General features: G+C 52.2%; 16 protein-coding genes. 7 read left to right on the top strand and 9 right to left on the bottom strand.

Annotated features, from left to right (window positions below; genetic code table 11):
* Positions 1 to 3 precede the first annotated feature (3 nt).
* Positions 4 to 1398, bottom strand: a complete 1395-nt coding sequence (locus H144_RS32090) for a DUF4932 domain-containing protein (protein WP_169409404.1) — start codon at positions 1396 to 1398, stop codon at positions 4 to 6.
* An 89-nt stretch (positions 1399 to 1487) separates the two neighbouring features.
* Positions 1488 to 1844 carry a hypothetical protein gene (locus H144_RS0118100; protein WP_019943511.1) on the bottom strand — a complete coding sequence of 119 codons (357 nt, stop codon included), beginning with the start codon at positions 1842 to 1844 and terminating at the stop codon, positions 1488 to 1490.
* 127 nt (positions 1845 to 1971) lie between these two features.
* On the opposite strand from H144_RS0118100, the gene H144_RS0118095 reads away from it, so the two are divergent.
* Complete coding sequence (locus H144_RS0118095; protein WP_229207928.1) at positions 1972 to 2364, top strand: NUDIX hydrolase; 393 nt, start codon at positions 1972 to 1974, stop codon at positions 2362 to 2364.
* Here H144_RS0118095 and H144_RS0118090 read toward each other — a convergent pair.
* A complete protein-coding gene (locus H144_RS0118090) occupies positions 2357 to 2719 on the bottom strand; it encodes a winged helix-turn-helix transcriptional regulator (protein ID WP_019943509.1) in 363 nt (120 codons plus the stop codon). The two genes, H144_RS0118095 and H144_RS0118090, sit on opposite strands and share 8 nt — an antisense overlap.
* An 88-nt stretch (positions 2720 to 2807) precedes the next feature.
* Between H144_RS0118090 and H144_RS0118085 the strand changes: the two genes are divergently transcribed.
* On the top strand, positions 2808 to 3629 hold the full coding sequence (locus H144_RS0118085; protein ID WP_019943508.1) for an SDR family NAD(P)-dependent oxidoreductase: 822 nt from the start codon (positions 2808 to 2810) through the stop codon (positions 3627 to 3629).
* Positions 3630 to 3631: 2 nt separating this feature from the next.
* Here the strand turns inward: H144_RS0118085 and H144_RS0118080 are convergent, their stop codons facing one another.
* On the bottom strand, positions 3632 to 5158 hold the full coding sequence (locus tag H144_RS0118080; RefSeq protein ID WP_026350791.1) for a sulfatase family protein: 1527 nt from the start codon (positions 5156 to 5158) through the stop codon (positions 3632 to 3634).
* 533 nt (positions 5159 to 5691) lie between these two features.
* On the opposite strand from H144_RS0118080, the gene H144_RS0118075 reads away from it, so the two are divergent.
* The 3 genes from H144_RS0118075 to H144_RS0118065 all read left to right on the top strand — a co-directional run bounded on the left by H144_RS0118075 (position 5692) and on the right by H144_RS0118065 (position 9175).
* Positions 5692 to 7929, top strand: coding sequence for a bifunctional alpha,alpha-trehalose-phosphate synthase (UDP-forming)/trehalose-phosphatase (locus H144_RS0118075; RefSeq protein WP_026350790.1), 2238 nt, complete (start codon positions 5692 to 5694; stop codon positions 7927 to 7929).
* A gap of 27 nt (positions 7930 to 7956) precedes the next feature.
* The gene (locus H144_RS0118070) at positions 7957 to 8541 is read left to right on the top strand and encodes a Crp/Fnr family transcriptional regulator (protein ID WP_019943505.1); all 585 of its coding nucleotides are present in this window, start codon (positions 7957 to 7959) and stop codon (positions 8539 to 8541) included.
* 70 nt (positions 8542 to 8611) lie between these two features.
* Positions 8612 to 9175, top strand: coding sequence for a DinB family protein (locus H144_RS0118065; RefSeq protein WP_019943504.1), 564 nt, complete (start codon positions 8612 to 8614; stop codon positions 9173 to 9175).
* A 134-nt stretch (positions 9176 to 9309) separates the two neighbouring features.
* Here H144_RS0118065 and H144_RS0118060 read toward each other — a convergent pair whose 3' ends face one another.
* The 5 genes from H144_RS0118060 to H144_RS0118040 all read right to left on the bottom strand — a co-directional run bounded on the left by H144_RS0118060 (position 9310) and on the right by H144_RS0118040 (position 13874).
* Positions 9310 to 9561, bottom strand: coding sequence for a hypothetical protein (locus H144_RS0118060; RefSeq protein ID WP_019943503.1), 252 nt, complete (start codon positions 9559 to 9561; stop codon positions 9310 to 9312).
* A 244-nt stretch (positions 9562 to 9805) separates the two neighbouring features.
* A complete protein-coding gene (locus H144_RS0118055; RefSeq protein WP_019943502.1) occupies positions 9806 to 10876 on the bottom strand; it encodes a dipeptidase in 1071 nt (356 codons plus the stop codon).
* An 11-nt stretch (positions 10877 to 10887) separates the two neighbouring features.
* Positions 10888 to 12000, bottom strand: coding sequence for a D-TA family PLP-dependent enzyme (locus H144_RS0118050; protein ID WP_019943501.1), 1113 nt, complete (start codon positions 11998 to 12000; stop codon positions 10888 to 10890).
* Positions 12001 to 12007: 7 nt separating this feature from the next.
* Complete coding sequence (locus H144_RS0118045) at positions 12008 to 12484, bottom strand: RidA family protein (protein ID WP_019943500.1); 477 nt, start codon at positions 12482 to 12484, stop codon at positions 12008 to 12010.
* An 85-nt stretch (positions 12485 to 12569) separates the two neighbouring features.
* Positions 12570 to 13874, bottom strand: a complete 1305-nt coding sequence (locus H144_RS0118040) for a gluconate:H+ symporter (protein WP_019943499.1) — start codon at positions 13872 to 13874, stop codon at positions 12570 to 12572.
* Positions 13875 to 14158: 284 nt separating this feature from the next.
* Here H144_RS0118040 and gyrA point away from each other — a divergent pair, with 284 nt between their 5' ends.
* Positions 14159 to 16789, top strand: a complete 2631-nt coding sequence (gyrA, locus tag H144_RS0118035) for a DNA gyrase subunit A (RefSeq protein WP_019943498.1) — start codon at positions 14159 to 14161, stop codon at positions 16787 to 16789.
* Between the two features lie 72 nt (positions 16790 to 16861).
* Positions 16862 to 18322, top strand: a complete 1461-nt coding sequence (locus tag H144_RS0118030; RefSeq protein ID WP_019943497.1) for a tetratricopeptide repeat protein — start codon at positions 16862 to 16864, stop codon at positions 18320 to 18322.
* Positions 18323 to 18735 lie beyond the last annotated feature (413 nt).

Here is an 18735-nt window from a genome sequence, read left to right as displayed (position 1 = left end):
TATTTATTGGTTGTCTTCAAACCATGTGAGAATCTGCGGGTACAGATCGGCCACGACCTGGCCTTTCTTTCTGGCCTGATAAGTTTTGACCAAAAACTGGTTGAATTCCGCAAACTTTCGGAAGCCTCTGACATCCACCATCATATTCTCGACGGATGCGAACAGTTGCGGCTGTTCCGCCTGTGGCGCGACGTCCGCGTAACGCAAGCTCACGAGTGCCCAATTCATGTATTCGTCGAATGCAGATTGCGGGGTATCGTAATACCTGGCCGACTTGGTCGAATCGTTCCAGATCGTGAGGTCGGAAAACGCCTTTTGAATGCGGCTGCGGTTGGCTGCCTTTTCACCTTCGGGGCCGATGAAGCCGTGATTGAGCTCGGTAAAAACAATGTCGCCAGCCATGATCTGCCGGGCTTTTTTTGAAAATCGGGACGGAGTTCCTGGTTTGCGAAACGGAAAGTTCACATGCGCCTGGACCTCCCGGAAACCGTCGAGATTGAACCAGCTGGCCGACTGGTTGGCGCTCACAAGCGGTGAGAAGATGACTTTAAACGAGTCATACCGGGTCGACGGAAAGTTCAGATTCAGCCAGCGCTGCATATCCGGCACGCCCACCGAGTCGCGGTAAGTCGCGACGAGCCCGTTGTAAAAAGGAATGTGCTTTTGGTAAAATTCGCGGAAGCGTGTTTGGCGGGCAAAATCGATCAGGTCGGGAATGTGTTCGCGTAAGGCATTGGTATAGGAATTACCGATCCGATCGTAGATTTTGCCCTGCACGATCGAATCCCGGTCATTGAATTCGAAGGGATAAGCATCCATTTTCTTCGAATGCTGTGCATCCGGGGTGCTGGAAAACGCGGAGTTCATATTCCGGACGGCCTCGTTGTCGCGATAAGCTTCGAACCATTGCATTACCTCCTGATAGTAGGGCGTATCACGTCGGATCAAGCCATTGTCCTGCCGCCCTTTTTCGGTTAATGCAAAGATGACATTCACCAGTTCATACACCTCGGGAACTTCCACGGACGTCTTTCCGCGATGGAGCCGCTGGTACTCGGCCGAAAATTTCGCACGCGGTTCAAGCCGTATTCCCCGAACCTCGGTAAACGCGCTGTCTTTGCCATCCATGAGCACGACAAACGGATAGCTTTTTCCCGGCTCCACATCGAACGTGATCGAGTCCCGGTCGGTAATGAAGGTAAATTTTTTGCTTTTACCTTCCATATAGCTTTCGTACACATCCGGATTGAGGGTCGGGCTAATGCGCCAGCTGCCTTTACTGAACTCGTCGCCGTCGCGAATGTCCGCGCGGTCGCCAGTCGCCCGCACAATGCGGGGCGTTTGCGCGCATACGCAGGGGCTCATGTGTACGAGCGCAGCCAATGTTATGAATTTCAAGGTATTAAGGTTCATATTACCGTGAGGAGACTTGTATTGTCCCGGTAATATATCATTTTGGCTACAATAAGTTACATAAGAAAGACAACTTAGTCTTTCCGGATAGCCGTGATCTCGATGGGAGGATAGATAATGATAAATGTCGGTCCGAAGAAACACTCCTTTTTCAAATTCCCGCTGATCGTGTAGTCGGGTACTTCCCGGTTGGCGCTTTTTGCCCAGGTTGTATCAGCGTTACATGCCCAGGCGATGAGCTTGCGCTGCGTGCCCGGCTCGGTAAATTCAAATGAAAACAGCCCGCCCCCCTCGTGCACGGCACGGGTGTTTTTAATGACCTTCACCGTCGGCCCTTCGCACCCGCAATCCGGGTTGGGGTCCTCTTTTTTACAACCGGAAACCGCCACGCCCAGCGCAGCGACAAGTGTCAGGGAGAGAAGGTTTTTCATGGGATTTGGGTTGGCGGTTGCGGATGAGATTTGGTAAGAAAAGCGTAGTGATTGTAAGATTTACTTTTGGTTACAATGGTTGGAATGCCTGTGAGAGCTAACTTTACGCATAAAAAATACCATGACCATGATCGACAAACTTGCCCTTGTTTACATTGAAAACCGCAAGATACTCGCAGCGCGGAGCAGGGGGCGGGATGTTTATTACGTTCCCGGAGGCAAGCGGGAGGCGGGGGAATCGGACGAGCAGGCGCTCGTGCGGGAGGTTTTGGAGGAATTGAGCGTTTTGCTGAATCCCGATGCATTGCAGTTTTACGGTGAGTTCCGGGCGCAGGCGCACGGGCAGCCGGAGGGTGTGCTGGTGCGGCTAAGGTGCTACGCGACGGCGGAAAGGGGAGAGGTCAGCGCCGCTGCGGAGATCGAGGAAGTTGCGTGGCTGAGTTACGCCGACCGGCCGAAGGTGTCGCTGGCGACGCAGCTGCTGTTCGACGACCTGGCCGAAAAGGGCCTGATCAGCTAGCCTGTTCAGGCTGTTCGGTGATGTATTTTTTGTGTTCCTTGCCCCAGTCGATCATCGCCAGGATGATGTTTCCGAATGTTTTGCAGTAGGGTGTCGACTCGTATTCGACCAGCACGGGCGAGTCGGGGTAGACGGTCCTTTTAATGAGTTTGTTCATCTCCATTTCTTTCAGTTCCCGCGAAAGCATGCGCGTGGTAATGCCCGGAATACTCCTTTCAATCTCCCTGAAACGCTTGTTTCCATTACATATCGAGTTGATAATGGGCAACTTCCACTTTCCGCCGATCACGTAAATCGTGTCCTGCAACGCCTTCACTTCTTCTGCCTGGTTCCTTTTGATTGTTGCTTCCGCCATAGCCGTAGTTGGTATACTCTGTGATACTGATTACAAAGTTATACCAATCGCCGGTAACTTTGTAGCATCAAATCAAAATTTATTCAAAATGAGCAATCCAAAAACAATTTTCATAACTGGTACCAGCAGCGGGCTGGGCAAACTCACGGCCAGATTTTTCGCGGAGCAAGGCTGGAATGTGGCGGCTACTATGCGGACACCCGAAATGGAAACTGAACTGACGGCGTACGAAAACATCCGAATTTTCAAACTGGACGTTACGGACATTGCGCAAGTGAAAAGTGCCACTGCGCAGGCTATTGAAGCATTTGGCAAAATAGATGTGGTGGTCAACAACGCCGGCATGGGCACCTACGGTGCATTGGAACTGGCTAAGGAGTCGGATATCGATTGGCAGTTTGCCGTGAACGCGCGCGGGCCGATCAATGTCATACGGGCATTCCTTCCGCATTTTCGCGCAAATGGGGGCGGGATGTTTATCAATATCAGCTCTTTTATGGGTATCACCACGGCTGTGCCGCTCGGCTCGTTGTACAATATGTCCAAGTTTGCATTGGAGGGATTGATCGAGGGTTTGTATTACGAACTGAAACCGTTGAATATCGAATTGCGGCTCGTCGAGCAGGGCGGTTCGAAGGATAACAATTTCAGAGAAAGCATTGTCTGGAACAACAATCCCGATATCGCGGCATACGACGAGCTTACCGCCAAACTGCAAGCATTAATGAACACCCGCGACGACAGCCTGCTGGACGACCCGACGGATATCGTGCAGGTCATTCACAGCCTGGCAACAGGAGCGAACAAAAGCTTCCGCAACGTAGTCGGTGCCACGGGAAACCAACTCATGGAAATGCGCCGCACGATGCCGATCGAGGACTATATGGAGGCAATGCGGAATTTCTTTTAAGCTTACAATGCCCGCGTATACCCTTGCGCCTTCTGTTTTTCCAGTAATGCCTTCAACTCCTTCACCAGCTCCGGTTGTTTTTCGTAGAGGTTAACCGTCTCGCGCGGGTCGGATTCGAGGTCGTACAGCTGGCCGGCAGGGTCGGTAGGGGCGCCTTTGGACGACCAGCCGCCGCTGCCTTTGCCGTCGATAAACTTCCATTTTCCTTTGCGTATCGCGAACATGCCTTCGACGGAGTGATGGATAATGCTGGGACGAACCGGCTTTGCTTCATCGGGCGCACGGAACAGCGAAGCAAAACTGAAACTGTCCTGGCCGGCGTTACGGTCCAGTTTCTGGCCGGTAATGGCTGCCAATGTCGCCATCAGGTCGGCCAGGCAAATGGTCTGGGCAGTTTGGGTGCCTTTCTCGATGCCTGCGGGCCAGCGCGCGATGAATGGCACGTGGTGGCCGCCTTCCCAGATGTCGGATTTTTCGCCTTTGAAAATGTAATTGGCATCATGCGCCGGAAACGCCTGCTTGTCGCCGGGTTTCCAGTCCGCACCGTTGTCGGAAGTGAAAATAACGAGTGTGTTGTCGGCGAGGCCGAGGCTGTCGAGGGTATGCATCAGCTGCCCTACGACGGCATCGGTATGTTGTACAAAATCGCCGTACAGGCCTGCATTGGAGGTGTTTTTATATTTTTCAGAGGGCACCCACGGCGTGTGCGGGGCCGATAGCGGGAGGTAGAGAAAAAACGGCTTCGATTTGTTTTTACCTGCATCAATAATGAATTGCCTTGCCTCCTGTCCGAATACATCGAGCGTACCCGGTATCCGGAAGCTGGCCGAGCCTTTTCCGTCCCGCCAGAATACACCGCGGGGTTCTTTTTGTCCGGGGATATCGACGATCGCATTGTCTGCGGGCTTTCCGTTACGGACGTAAATGTAAGGCGCGATGTCCAGGGACGCCGGGATCACATAGCTATAATCGAAACCGAGGTCGTTGGGGCCGCCGGTCGTGCCTTTGGCAATGGAAAGGTTTTCGGTCGAAGTCCAGTCGTCGTATACGGTCGGATCGGTGGTTTTCGTCGGGTCGGTTTTCACCCAGTCGAGGCCGAGGTGCCATTTGCCGATCACACCGGTGCGGTAGCCGGCTTTTTTCATCAAATCGGCCACGGTGAAGCGCTCGCGTTCGATGAGCATGGGCGAGTAGCCGCCCAGGACGCCTTTTTTCAACCTTGACCGGAATGCATACCGGCCCGTCAGTATCCCGTAACGCGTGGGTGTGCACACGGCTGAACCCGAATGCGCGTCCGTGAAGACCATGCCCTGGCCCGCGAGCCGGTCGAGGTTCGGCGTTTTGATCTGCGACTGCGGATTGAGACAGGAGAGGTCCCCGTAGCCCAGGTCGTCGGCGAGAATGTAAATGACATTGGGATGGCGAACGGTACCATCGGCGAAGCCTTTTTTACGAAAAACCAGCATGGCCGACGTGGCCAGCAGGAGCATCAGCAGCGTGTAAGTCAGGTTAGGATAAGTTCGGAGCATATGCACGGGCATCCCGGCGTGGGAGCAGCGGTTTAGAATATTCTACCAGCTTGGTAGACAAATAAACGGAATGCCGTGCAGATTTACAAAGGGCAAAAAAAATGGCGGCCTTTATCGGCCGCCTGCAACCCACAACAAAGCGTGGCACAGCTATTAATCTGCGATTACGAGATTTGTAGTCCTTGACTAATCTTGGGCTTTTCAGCCCGTATTTGTGGTCAGTTATCACATTAACTCATGGAAAACAGCAATTTTGACTTGCTTGCCGTGGATTTGTACGCTTACGCGCCACGGCGCCGGGCGCCCGTATAACAGACTGCGGTTCCTGTAATGTGATAAAAGAGGTTGCGCTGCGAAAGTAATACATTTGATCGTTCCGGCCAAAGCTTATCAAATTGATAGGCCTACTCATTTTTTGATAGAGTCAGCTGAAACTGCCAAATGGCAATATCTGCCGTACTTATTGGACCGTCAGGGGGAATTGCTGCCAGCAGGCCGTTTTGGCATGGCTTTTGAGGCTTCTGAGGTATATTATGGAAAGTTTATCTCAGTCATCTAACGCGGGAAGGCTCATCATAGTCGCATACCGGTTACCATTCAAGATCGTTCGCGATGGTGACGCTTCCCGCTTGTTTCAAAATTCCGGCGGCCTCGTTTCGGCGGTGCTGTCGCTGGTGAAAGACCAGCAAAACCAGGCTTTCGACGCCCATCAGAAAATCCAGTGGATCGGTTTTTCGGAGAATACCCCGGAAGAGCTCGAAGGACAGTCGATGGAAAATGAAAGTTTCCACGCCCACCCGGTTTTTATCCCCGAGGAGCTCAATGAAAATTATTACGAAGGCTTCTGTAACAACCTGATATGGCCGCTGTGCCATTACTTCCCGTCGCTCGCGCGCTTCCACGATGTGTATTTCGATGCCTACCAGGAAGCGAACCGGCTGTTCTTCGAAAAGGTAAGGGAGGTGATCCGGCCGGGCGATGTCGTCTGGGTGCAGGACTACCAGCTGATGCTGCTCCCGCAAATGATCCGCGAGGCTTTTCCGGAGAACAAAATCGGCTTCTTCTTTCACATTCCTTTTCCTTCGTTCGAGATATTCCGCATGCTTCCGGTGACCTGGCGGAAGGCCATTGTGGACGGCATTCTCGGCGCCGATGTCGTCGGTTTTCATACCAATGATTATGTGGAGTATTTCCTGAAAGCGGCGAGACTTGTCTCCGAACTGGGGAATAAATTGCATTATATCAACCTTGGTAACCGCATCGTGAAGGTCGATTCGTTCCCGATCAGTATCGATTTCGATAAGTTCAACGATGCCTTCGACGATCCCGATGTTACAGCCGCGCGTTCCGACGCCCGGCAGTCGCTGAAAGAGAAGATCATTTTTTCAGTGGACCGTCTCGATTATTCGAAGGGCATTATCCACCGCCTGCACGGCTACCAGCGCTTCTTGGAACAGAATGCCGCATGGCACGAAAAGGTGTCGTTTGTGATGACGGTCGTGCCCTCGCGCGATACCATCGAGCAGTACCAGCAGATGAAGTCGGATATCGACCAGACGGTTGGGAAAATCAATGCGGATTTCGGCAGTATCAGCTGGCAGCCGATCATCTACCAGTACCGGTCGATGCCTTACCACGAGCTTGTAGGCATGTACACCGCAAGCGACGTCGCGCTCATTACGCCGGTGCGCGACGGGATGAATTTAGTATGTAAAGAATATGTAGCGAGCCGCAAAGATGGCCAGGGCGTGCTCATACTAAGTGAAATGGCCGGTGCCGCCGCCGAGTTGGGGGAGGCGCTGATTATCAACCCGCTCGACCGCCAGGACATTGCCGATGCGATTAAAATCGCTTTCGAAATGCCTGACAATGAGCAGAATAAACGAATGGAGGCCATGCGCGAAAGGATTCGTGACTATGATGTTTTCGCATGGACCAATGACTTTTTTACCCAAATGACAATGCTAGAATTAGAACATGACCGCCTGCGCCAGGTTTTCCTGAACAACAAGGGCATCGACGCGATCCGGTCGGCTTACCAATCTACGAATAACCGGATTTTGTTTTTTGATTACGACGGCACGCTCGCCCCGATCGTGCCCGATCCCGCGCAGGCTATCATGACGGAAGATGTGAGGAAGCTGTTGCAGGACATTGCCAAGCGCGATACCGTCGTAATCGTGAGCGGCCGCGACCGCTATTTTCTGGAAAAACTATTCAGCGACCTTCCCGTACATATGATCGCCGAGCACGGCGCATTGATCAAGGCAAAAGATTCGGACGAATGGCAGCTCAATGAAGGTTATGAAGAAAACTGGAAGGAGGGCATCCGCCCGATGATGCAGATTTATGCCAAACGCTGTCCCGGCGCATTTGTCGAGGAAAAGGAGACGGCGCTGGCGTGGCATTACCGCACGGCGGATGACAAGGAATATGCCAGCCGCCGCGCACAGGAGCTGCTTTGGCAACTAAAAAACTACATTCAACCCGAACTGAACTTGCAGGTCATCGACGGCAACAAGGTGGTGGAAGTGAAGAAAACCGCATTCAACAAAGGTACCGCCACGCGCATGTTTGTCGAGGAGGGAGATTTCGACTTCATTCTCGCCATCGGCGACGATACTACGGACGAGGACATGTTCGAGGCATTGCCCGACACTTCTTTTACCATTAAAATCGGGGATGATCTGTCGGCCGCACGGAACCATATCCGCAGCCAGGACGAAGTTTTTCACTTCCTGCATTTTATGGTTTCGTCGGTAGGCGAGTAGCCCCCGCTTTCGTATTTTAGCGGTTCTATGGAGGAACCGCTAAAATTGCTTCACACGGTCGTGCAGGCCATTCATCCACTCGACGCCGGGGACTGGGACGCATTGTCGCGGATCTGGAAACCGTATTCGGCCAGGCGCAAGGAGATCATTTCCGTGCCGGGCGAGACGGAGCGCTTCCTTTATTTTGTTACCGATGGCGTCCAGCGCATTTACTATCTGGACGATCAGAACCGCGAGGCGACGCTGGCATTCACTTACCGGCCGTCGTTCGGCGGCATAATCGATTCGGTACTGCTGGAAGTGCCTTCCCGCTACTATTACGAGACGCTGACGCCCTCGGAGTTCATCCGCGCGCCCTATGCCGAGTTCAAAGCGGTGGCGAACGAGCGCCCCGCCGTGGAGCGGATGATCCGCGCGGGCATTACGCAGACGCTTTCGGGCATTCTGGAACGGCTTGTGGAAGTACAGTGCTTTTCTTCGGAGGATAAATTCAGGAATTTGCTCAAACGGAGCCCGCATATCCTCCAACTCGTGCCGCATAAATATCTCGCCAACTACCTGGGCATCGACCCGACGAATTTCAGTAAACTCGTTAACAAGGTGCGGATTTGAAAATGTTGGTTTTTACCAAACATTTGGAAATCCGTGGTGCGCACTTTTGTATTGTCAAACATCGAACACCATGAAAACTGTCAATAAAAAGGAGCTGCTGCAAAGCCTTGAAGACCAGGTAGAGGCGCATATAGCGGATGCGATCGCATTGTTTCAAAACCGGGACGATGCGTTCCTGAACCGGTCGTCGGCTACCGGCGGATGGAGCATTGCCCAATGCCTCGATCACCTGAACAGTTACGGGCATTATTACCTGCCGAGAATGCGCAAACAACTTGCTACTGCACAATTGGTTCAAAAGCAGGGTTTTACCAGCACATGGCTCGGCGATTATTTCACCAAAATGATGGACCCGGAAACCGGGAAGCGGAAGTTCAAGGCATTCAAAGGGCATATTCCGCCTTCGGAGCTCGATTCTGCGGCGGTCGTGCGTGAATTTATCCGCCAGCAAGAGGAGCTGCTGTACCTGCTGCGTGCCGGGCTGGACAGGGACCTGGACGCTGTGCGTATTCCTGTCTCGATCCTGCCGCTGATCCGCATGAAAATCGGTGACGTGCTCCGGTTCATCATCGCGCATGACGAGCGCCACATGCAGCAGGCAAAGCGGAACCTGATCCCACAATGCATTTATTAGCCTGAAAATAGCAAGACTGGCTGGCGCGGAGTTTCTGTGCCGGCTTTTTTATGTACAAAAAAGAGCAGCCCCGATGACGGGTACTGCTCGTGCAAGGTGGATTTGGATAGCCGATAAACGTTCAGCAATTGCTGCTATGCCATTGAAACGCCATTCGCCTCGTTCATGTTTTCTAGTTTGATAAAGTGACAAACGTATCCCGCCGAGCGCAATGCAAGCTGGATGCGCGTGAAATCGGATAGTTCGGAGGTCAGGGTCAGCAGAAACTCCTGAAAATCGTAGGCCCAGTGTTTTACATTCAGGTGTTTGAGGCAGTCGTGCAGTTTTTGCAGCGACTTGTTGGCCTGAATGTGTGTTCGAAAGAAAATCTTATATGTATTGCCCATTGTTGTTTACGTAAAATTTAGCTGCCGGATGTTACCGACTTGTTTCAATTCGTTGACCTAATACCTCAAAAATACACCTTATTTATAATGATTACAAATAAGTATGGCTTATATTTTACTAAAAAATAAAAAAGCCCCGCAACCATGATACCAAGTTGCGAAGCTTTTCTGAGAACTCCTTTTAGTGCTATATTAAGAATTTATTAGATTTTATAAATTCTTCTAAAATAGTAGGCTAATGCCGTCAGGCCCAGTTCCTTTCCAGGAAACCGACCCAGTTGCGCCACATAATGCGCTCGATGTCCGCCTCCGGATAGCCGCGCTGGCGGAGTAGGGCGGGGATGGTTTGCAGGTCGGCGATCGAATCCATATCGCCCGGCGACTGCTCTTTGCCGTAGGCGCCATCGAGGTCGGAGCCGATGCCCACGTGCAATGCATTGCCGGCAATCTGGCAGATATGGTCGATATGCTGCACCACATGCTCGATTTTGAGGCCGGTACTTTCCGGCGTCGACTTCCCGCGGACCCAGCCTGGGATCATCATCCACGCATCGAATGCCATCCCGATCACGGCGCCGCGTTCGAGCAGCACTTTGATCATTTCGTCGGAAAACTGGCGGTTGTGCGGGGTAATGGCCCGCACGAGGTTATGGCTCGCCCACACGGGGCCACGGTAAAGGTCCATCGCTTCCCAAAACGCCGTGTCGCACAAATGCGTGGCGTCGAGGATCATGTCGAGCTGGTCCATTTCACGCAGCAGGTCTTTGCCTTTCTCGCTCAGGGGCGCGTCCGAATCCGTCCCGTATGCGTATACGCCCGGTCCGTAGTGCGCGGGCCCGATGGCGCGCAGGCCGTAACCATAGGCGGTTTCGAGGTTTTTGAGGCTTACGAACGAATCGGCGCCTTCCAGGCTGAGGATGTACCCGATGGGCAGGCCCTCGGTTGATTCGGCATTCTGCCACATTTCGAGGTGGTTGCGCAGCCCGGCAAGACCGGTGATCTGCACCATTTCGCCGGCGTCCTCCATCGCTTTGTACCAGGCTACCTGCGCCTGCGTGATCGCCCAGGCCTGCGCCTGCGAGTGCCAGCCAGGGATTTTGCTGTCGGGCTTAATATAGCGGCCGATCTGCGTCGCCACGCAAATGCCGATATTACCTTTCCGCATTTCAGGAAAACTGACTACGCCTTTGCCGCGGTCGGGCTTATCGGTCAGGTTCTTTTCGCGTTCGCGGATTGCGTATAAGTCTTGGGTAAGGTCCCGGTTCCATTCCACGGCATTCATGGAAAGGTCAAGGTGGGCGTCGAATAGGAACATGTTGGGTTAAATTAAATTGTAATGCGTCTGCTTCTCGCCGTGATTTTCCATTCTCCGGCCACGTTGCCATCTTCGATGACCGTCGCGAAATCGTGCAGGGCCACCGTCGGGCAGATGTGGTAGGGTAGGGCGTAGAAGACGTCGCCTACCTGGATACTTTCCCACACATCGGCACCGACCTGGACCACGCCGTGTTCCTCGCTTTGGCTTAGCAGCGTGTACTCCGGGAGATTCAGCAGGCGCAGACGGTTTTCGATGGGATTCTCGGCGGCGATGGCCTTGTGGCCGAGATCGATCGTGACAATTCCGGTCGTCGGCTTGGAAACGACGCGGGTGATGACCAGCGCGGCATGTTCGAACGGCTGGCCGTCGAAACGGTCGCCGTAACCCCAGTCCCAAAGCACGTTGGTGCCGGGGCTCAGGTACACATCGGGCCGGAGCGTGTGGACGGTGAACGAAGGTGACCCGCCGACGATGATCATCGGTTCGTAGCCGCATTCGGTTTCAATACGGTCGAGCAACGGCAGCACGCGTTCATATGCTTCGTCGGCCGCCGCTTTGCGTTCAGAAAACTCTGGATTGCGGATGTGGCCGTCGTAAATATGCACCCCGCCGAACGAGAGGCCTTCCAGGCTGCTGACATACCGGTATAGCGAAAGCAGCGATTCGTCGGTAGCGTGGCCGGTGCGGTTCATACCGTTGTTGACATCGAGAAACACCGTCGCGCGTACTCCGCGGGCCAGCGAGGCCTCGTGCAGGAGCGCGGCCGTGGCCTCGTTATCGACGAGTGAAGCGAATGTCGTACCCGGAAATCGCTCACGCAATGCAAAAAGCCGGCCGATATTCGGCCCAACGAGCTGGTAGGCGATCAGTACCCACGGTGCGCCGGCGCCAGCCACCATTTCGGCTTCGGCAATGGTGGCGCATTTAAATTTTGAAATGCCCGCAGATAGCTGTATTTCAACTACTTCCGGGCATTTGTGCGTCTTTACATGCGGCACCAGCCGCTCAGGTGACGCAGCAATGTTCACCATACTCCGGACATTGCTTTCAATGCGGTCTTTATAGAACAGGAGCGACGGGGAGATTACTTCTCCGGGGTTGGTTAGCTGGTACCAGGACATATCAGAACTATTTCTCTTCCAATTCAAACATTGCTTCGATCTCCACCGGAATGTTATCAGGCAATGTGCCCATTCCGACGGCGCTTCTTACGCCGATGCCGTTTTCCTCGCCCCAAACTTTCGCAAAGAGCTCGCTGCATCCGTTGATGATGAAGGGGTGTTTTTCAAATTCGTCGGTGCAGTTCACCATACCGAGGACTTTGATCACTCTTTTGACGCGGTTCAGGCTGCCGAGATTGGCTTTCAGGGTCGAAAGAATGGCAAGGCCCACCTGGCGCGCGGCCAGTTTGCCCTGCTCGGCGTCGAGGTCTTTGCCGATGCGGCCTTTGATCAGCGTGCCATCGTCCTGCACGGTACCGTGGCCGGAAACGTAAACCCAACGCTTATCGACGATCAATAATGGTTTATAAACGCCCACCGGTTTCGGTGCAGGCGGGAGATTCAGGCCAAGGGCTGCGAAATTTGATTCTGGGGTATTGTCCATTTTTAGGAAATGAGTGAATGATTGAATGAATGAATGATTGAATGATTAATGAAGCATTCGATTATTCATCCAATCAAAATTAGTTCTAGACAAACAAATTTAGCACTAAAACCCCCAGTAAACCCATTATAGACACAATTGTTTCCATCACCGACCAGGTAAGGATCGTGTCTTTAATGCTCAGGTTGAAGTATTCCTTGAAGAGCCAGAACCCGCCGTCGTTGAGGTGGGAGAACATCAAACTGCCTGATCCAATGGCGAGTACGAGGAGTTCGGCGGGTACGCCCGCATTGGCGAGCAGGGGCGCGAGAATCCCCACAGTAGTAAGCCCGGCAACCGTTGCCGAGCCGACGCAAACGCGGATTACGGCCGCAATGGCCCAGCTAAGCAGGAGCGGGGAGATATCCATTCCTTTGAGGCTTTCGGCAATGTAGGTGCTTACGCCGCTGGCCGTCATGATTTCTTTAAAAACGCCCGCTCCGGCGATGATCAGCAGAATCGTGGAAACGCCTTTGAATGCTTCTTCCATTGATTTGCCCACTTTTTTCATGGACATTCCGCGTTTTACACCTAATACGTACGCCGCAAAAAGGACGGATACGAGCATACCGAAATAAGGTTCGGCGAGCAATGCGATCAGTTTGTTATCCGGGTAAATGCGTTTGACGCCCGACATGGTCGTGAGCAGGAACACGGGAAGTAACGCCGTGACGACGCTGATGCCTAATCCCGGAAGTTCGGAAGCGGGGCGGGGCTTCACGTCGAAAAGGTCTTCGTCGGGTTTTGGCTGGAAGCGTTTCAATGTTTTACCAAAAATAGGACCGGCCACGGCGATGGCCGGCAGCGAAACAATCATCCCGTAGAAGAGGGTCTTGCCCAGGTCGGCATGGAGCTGGCTCGCGATCGCCGCCGGGGAAGGGTGGGGTGGGAGGTACCCGTGTGCTACCGATAATGCGGATAACATTGGAATACCTATATATAATAATGGTAAACGCGCCGTTGCACTGATCATGAAAATCAGGGGAATTACGATTACAAACCCTGCATTATAGAACAGCGGTATCCCTATCACAAACCCCGCGAGCGCCATACCCCACTGAATATATTTCCGGCCGAAGAGGCTGATCAGCGCGTCGGTAATGCGCTGGGCCGCGCCGCTGTCCGCTACCATCTTCCCTAGCATCGCCCCGAAACCCACGATGAGCACGAGATCGCCCAGGGTCCCTCCCACACCTTTCTGAATGGCTTTGCTCACCGTGTCCACGTCCAGCCCGCTCGCAAGCCCGAGGGCGATGGATACCAGCAGGAAGGAAATGAATGTGTCGATTTTAAGCCAGGCAATGAGAAGTATAAGGGCGAGGATTGCGATAAAGGTTAATAGTAAAGGCATAGGTGAAAATTGTCAAAAATTAAGCTTTTGCTAATAAGCTGGAAGAACGGGATTTTTAATGATAGATGCCAATTTAGTTTTCCCCTGGAATTTCCGGGAGGTAATGGACGGATAGTCACGCATATACGCCCCAAGGGTCAAAATAGCACAAAAGATAGTTTGTTAGAATGCTTTAAAATAGCGAAATTTGACTTTTTAGTACCAACAAGATTGTATTAATCCGCTGGGCAGTTGAATATTATCGATTCGTCCGCTTTAAAATTTTGATTCTTTTCTAATTCTTTATGGCAGAATCTTCTGGTGAAAACATTATCCCGATTAATATCGAGGATGAAATGCGTGGAGCCTACATCGACTATTCGATGTCCGTTATCATCTCCCGCGCTTTGCCCGACGTTCGCGATGGTCTGAAACCCGTTCACCGGCGGGTCCTTTATGGGATGGACGATCTGGGCGTAAGCTACAACCGGGCCCATAAGAAATCCGCTCGTATCGTTGGTGAGGTTTTGGGTAAGTACCACCCGCATGGTGACTCCTCCGTGTACAATACGATGGTGCGTATGGCCCAGCCGTGGTCGCTGCGCTACCCGCTGGTCGACGGTCAGGGTAACTTCGGGTCGGTCGACGGTGATAATCCCGCGGCGATGCGTTACACCGAGGCCAGGCTGAAAAGAATCGCCGATGAGCTCCTCGCCGATCTCAACAAGGACACGGTTGATTTTCAGCCTAACTTCGACGACTCGCTGAGCGAACCTTCGGTACTTCCGGCCAAATTCCCAAACCTGCTCGTAAACGGATCGTCCGGTATCGCCGTAGGTATGGCCACCAACATGGCACCCCACAACCTCAATGAGGTGGTGGACGGCGTGCTCGCTTACATCGACAACAACGACATCACCATCCCCGAGCTGATGGAGCACGTGAAGGCTCCTGACTTCCCGACGGGCGGTATCATTTACGGTTACAATGGCGTGCGCTCCGCGTACGAAACCGGCCGCGGCAGCATTATCATGCGTTCGAAGGCCCAGTTCGAGGTATCGAAAACCGGCCGCGAGCAAATCATCGTAACCGAAATTCCTTATATGATCAATAAGGCGGCGATGATCGAACGGATCGCGTCGTTGATCAATGAGAAGAAACTCGACGGCATTTCCGATATCCGCGACGAGTCGGACCGCGACGGTATGCGCATTGTTTTCGACCTGAAAAAGGACGCTATACCTAACATTGTATTGAACCACCTGTTCAAATACACACCGCTGCAAACCTCTTTCGGGGTGAACAACGTGGCGCTCGTAAAAGGCCGCCCGGTGTTGCTGAACCTGAAAGATTTGATCAAGCATTACGTAGACCACCGGATCGTGGTGATTACCCGCCGGACGGAATACGAACTACGCGAAGCGGAAAAACGTGCGCACATTCTTCAGGGCTTGCTTATCGCCCTCGATAACCTCGATGCGGTGATTGCATTGATCCGCGCAGCCCGCGATCCTGAAACGGCGAAGACCGGCTTGATGGAACAATTCGAGCTGTCGGAAATCCAGGCCAGGGCGATCCTCGATATGCGCTTGCAGCGTTTGACAGGTCTCGAAAGAGAGAAGATTGTGAAGGAATATGAAGAGATCATGCTCCTGATCGCCGACTTGAAAGACATTCTGGCAAACGAGTTCCGCAAGTACGAAATCATCAAGACCGAGCTGAACGACATCAAGGACCGCTACGGTGATGCGCGCAGAACCAAAATTGAGTTCTCGGCAGAAGAATTCAGCGACGAGGATATGATCGCCGACGAAGAAATGCTCATTACCATTTCCAAGGAGGGTTATATCAAACGGACGCCGCTTTCAGAATACCGTACGCAAACGAGGGGAGGGACAGGTTCCCGCGGTGTGAAAACCAAGGATACCGACTTCACCGAGCATTTGTTCTCAGCGACGATGCTCAATTACCTGCTCATCTTCACCGAATATGGTAAACTGTTCTGGATGAAGGTGTATGAGGTGCCGGAAGGAAGCAAAACTTCGAAAGGCCGCCCGATTCAGAACCTGATCAGCCTCGAAAGCGGCGATTCGATCCGTTCGGTGATCAACGTGAAGACACTTTCGGATGAGGATTATATCAACAATAATTACCTCATTATGTGTACCGAGCAGGGCACAATCAAAAAGACATTGCTCGAAGCATATTCCCGTCCGCGTACGAATGGTATCATCGCGATCTCGATCAACGAGGGCGACCGACTGCTCAACGTAGCGCTGACCAACGGAGATAACGACATCGTGATCGCGTCGGCTGCCGGTCGTGCGGTGCGATTCAACGAAAAAGGCGTTCGACCCATGGGCCGTACCGCTGCCGGTGTACGCGGTATCAACCTGAACGATCCCGACAACAAGGTGATCGGTATGGTGTGTATCAGCCGTGAGGACGCGCAGCTGCTCGTAGTATCCGAACATGGCTTTGGAAAGCGCTCGGCGATAGATAGTTACCGCGTTACTAATCGGGGTGGCAAGGGTGTTTCGACGATGAACGCAACGGATAAGGTAGGGAAGCTGGTAGCGATTCGCGAGGTGACGGAGGAGGACGATCTGATGATCATCACCCGCAACGGCATCGCGATCCGCATGAGCGTGCTCGACATCCGTCAGGCCGGACGTAACACGCAGGGCGTGAAGCTGATCCGACTGAGCAATACCGACGAGATTACTTCCGTGACCCGCATTCTGAAAGATCCGGACGAAAAAGCCGAAGAAGAACTGGACGAAGACGGCAACGTAGTAGCCAAACCGGTAGCGCAGGTTGACGGCGCTTCGGAGGAAGATATCATTGTTACGGATGATGAGTTGGACGAGGAAGAAGATGTAGCTGACGACGAGGAAGAGGACGACGAAGAGCCTTCCGACGACGCAGAGGCATGATTTTTGTAAAAATTATATTAATTGATTTATATTTAGAACTCGAACAATCAATCACAACCAAAGTTAATATTTATGAAAAAACTGTTTTTTGTTTCTGCACTTAGCCTGTTCGGCTGTGCTGCGTTCGCGCAGGACGCTGCTGTGAACAAGGCTCTGGTAGATGGATTTCGTAAAGACAAAGAGAAAAGCGATAAAGATGCCACTGACCCGAAAGCAAGTGCAAAAGCAGCCTTTTGGTTGGAACGCGCAAAATTGTATGAAAACATAGCTCTTCAAGGGTCGGAAGTAGATTCCAGTGCAGCAAAGACAGCATTGGAGGCTTACAAGAAAGTGGTTGAGCTGGATGTTACGAAAAAAGGGGAACCTGGAAAATCGTCGAAGGAAGCCAGCAATGTACTGGCCGGCGGCGAAGGAACACAGCTTTTCAATGCATTCGTAAAGCAGGGTGCTGAGAAGTACCAGGCCAAAAACCTCGCGGGAGCACTCGAAATGTTCGAAGCGGCTCAGGGCATCAACCAGAAAGATACACTGGCTTCCCTTTACGGGGGTATCGCTGCGCAACAGCTTGATAAAAAGGACGTTGCGAAGTCTTCTTTCGAGAAATACACGGCTAACGGCGGTAAGGACCCCAGCGTTTTCTACGGATTGGCTCAGCTGTACCGCTCGGAAAACAATTTCGACAAAGCGATCGAAACTTTGAATAAAGGTTTGGTGCAATCACCGGGAAATAAGGACCTTAAAGCCGAAGTTGTAAACATCCTGCTCGCATCTGGTAAAGAAGACCAGGCTATCAAGGAGTTGGAAGCACTGGCAGCTGCTGATCCTAAAAACACGCAGAATGTGGTAAACCTGGCTATTTTGTACGATAACATGTACAGAACAGCTACCGATAAGGTGAAGCAACTGAGCGCGAAAGCAGGTGCAGGCGCCAATGCAGCCGGAGCGGCAGAAAAGAACCTTGCAGCAGAAAAAGACAAGATCGCGGTATACGACGGAGAGGTGAAACGTATTTCAGCGTTGATCAAAAAGCAGCCAAAGAATGCCGATCTGAAACGTCAGTTGGCAGATGTTACTGCTAAGAAAAAGGAAAGCACCGAAGCGATCGCGAAACTGGAAGGTGAAGTGAAAGCTGCGCAGGAAGCATCCAAAGGTCAGGACGTAGCAGGCGCGCAGAAAGAACTTGCTGAGGCAAAAGCGAAACAAAAAGAAGCAAGCGACAAAGCGATCGAGAACTACAAGAAGGCACTCGAAATCGACGCGACCAACTATGATGCGCTTTACAACCTTGGCGTTTTCTACTTCAACGAAGCGGTTCAGCTGAAAGGCGAAGTGGATAACATGAACATGACGGAATACCAGCAGCGCGGCAAGGAAGTTGAAGGCCGTGTGTGCGGTAAGTTCAAAAAAGCAAAACCATACTTCGAAAAAGCCATCCAGGCTAAGGACGAAGCCGAAGCAAAAGACAACCTGACAAACCTGAACGGCGTGTTGGAACAGTTCGCTGCCAAAGGCGTTGCTTGTATTGAAGAATAAGAAAGACGCAAAGCGCTAGCTTTGCGAACAATAGTCAAAGGCCTCCGGCCGGCGATAGAAGAAGAGAGCACCGGGCAATCGGTGCTCTCTTTGTTTTAAAATATCTATTTAACATAATATAAATTATACAACAAATACCTAGGCATTTGCCTGCCAAAGAATTACGCTCAAAACCTCCTGATACGCACCAGTGCCGCTGAGTTTCTTTTACACGTACCTTCGATCAGGGCGATGTGTTTTATTCAAATGTCAGGCGGTGTTGGTCTCCAAATTTTAAATATATCATGCTTGAAACCAGCAAGTTTGCCTGCATTTTTAGTGGATCGAGTTTGTTTCAACAAAATTCATTTTTATCAAAAAACGGCGCTATTCATCCCAATAGCGCCGTTTTTTGGTCTAATTTAACGCAAATG

The organism is Dyadobacter beijingensis DSM 21582, assembly GCF_000382205.1.
Lineage (GTDB): Bacteria > Bacteroidota > Bacteroidia > Cytophagales > Spirosomataceae > Dyadobacter > Dyadobacter beijingensis.
Note: the sequence above shows the minus strand (reverse complement) of the source record. Positions and strands in the feature narration are given on the sequence as shown.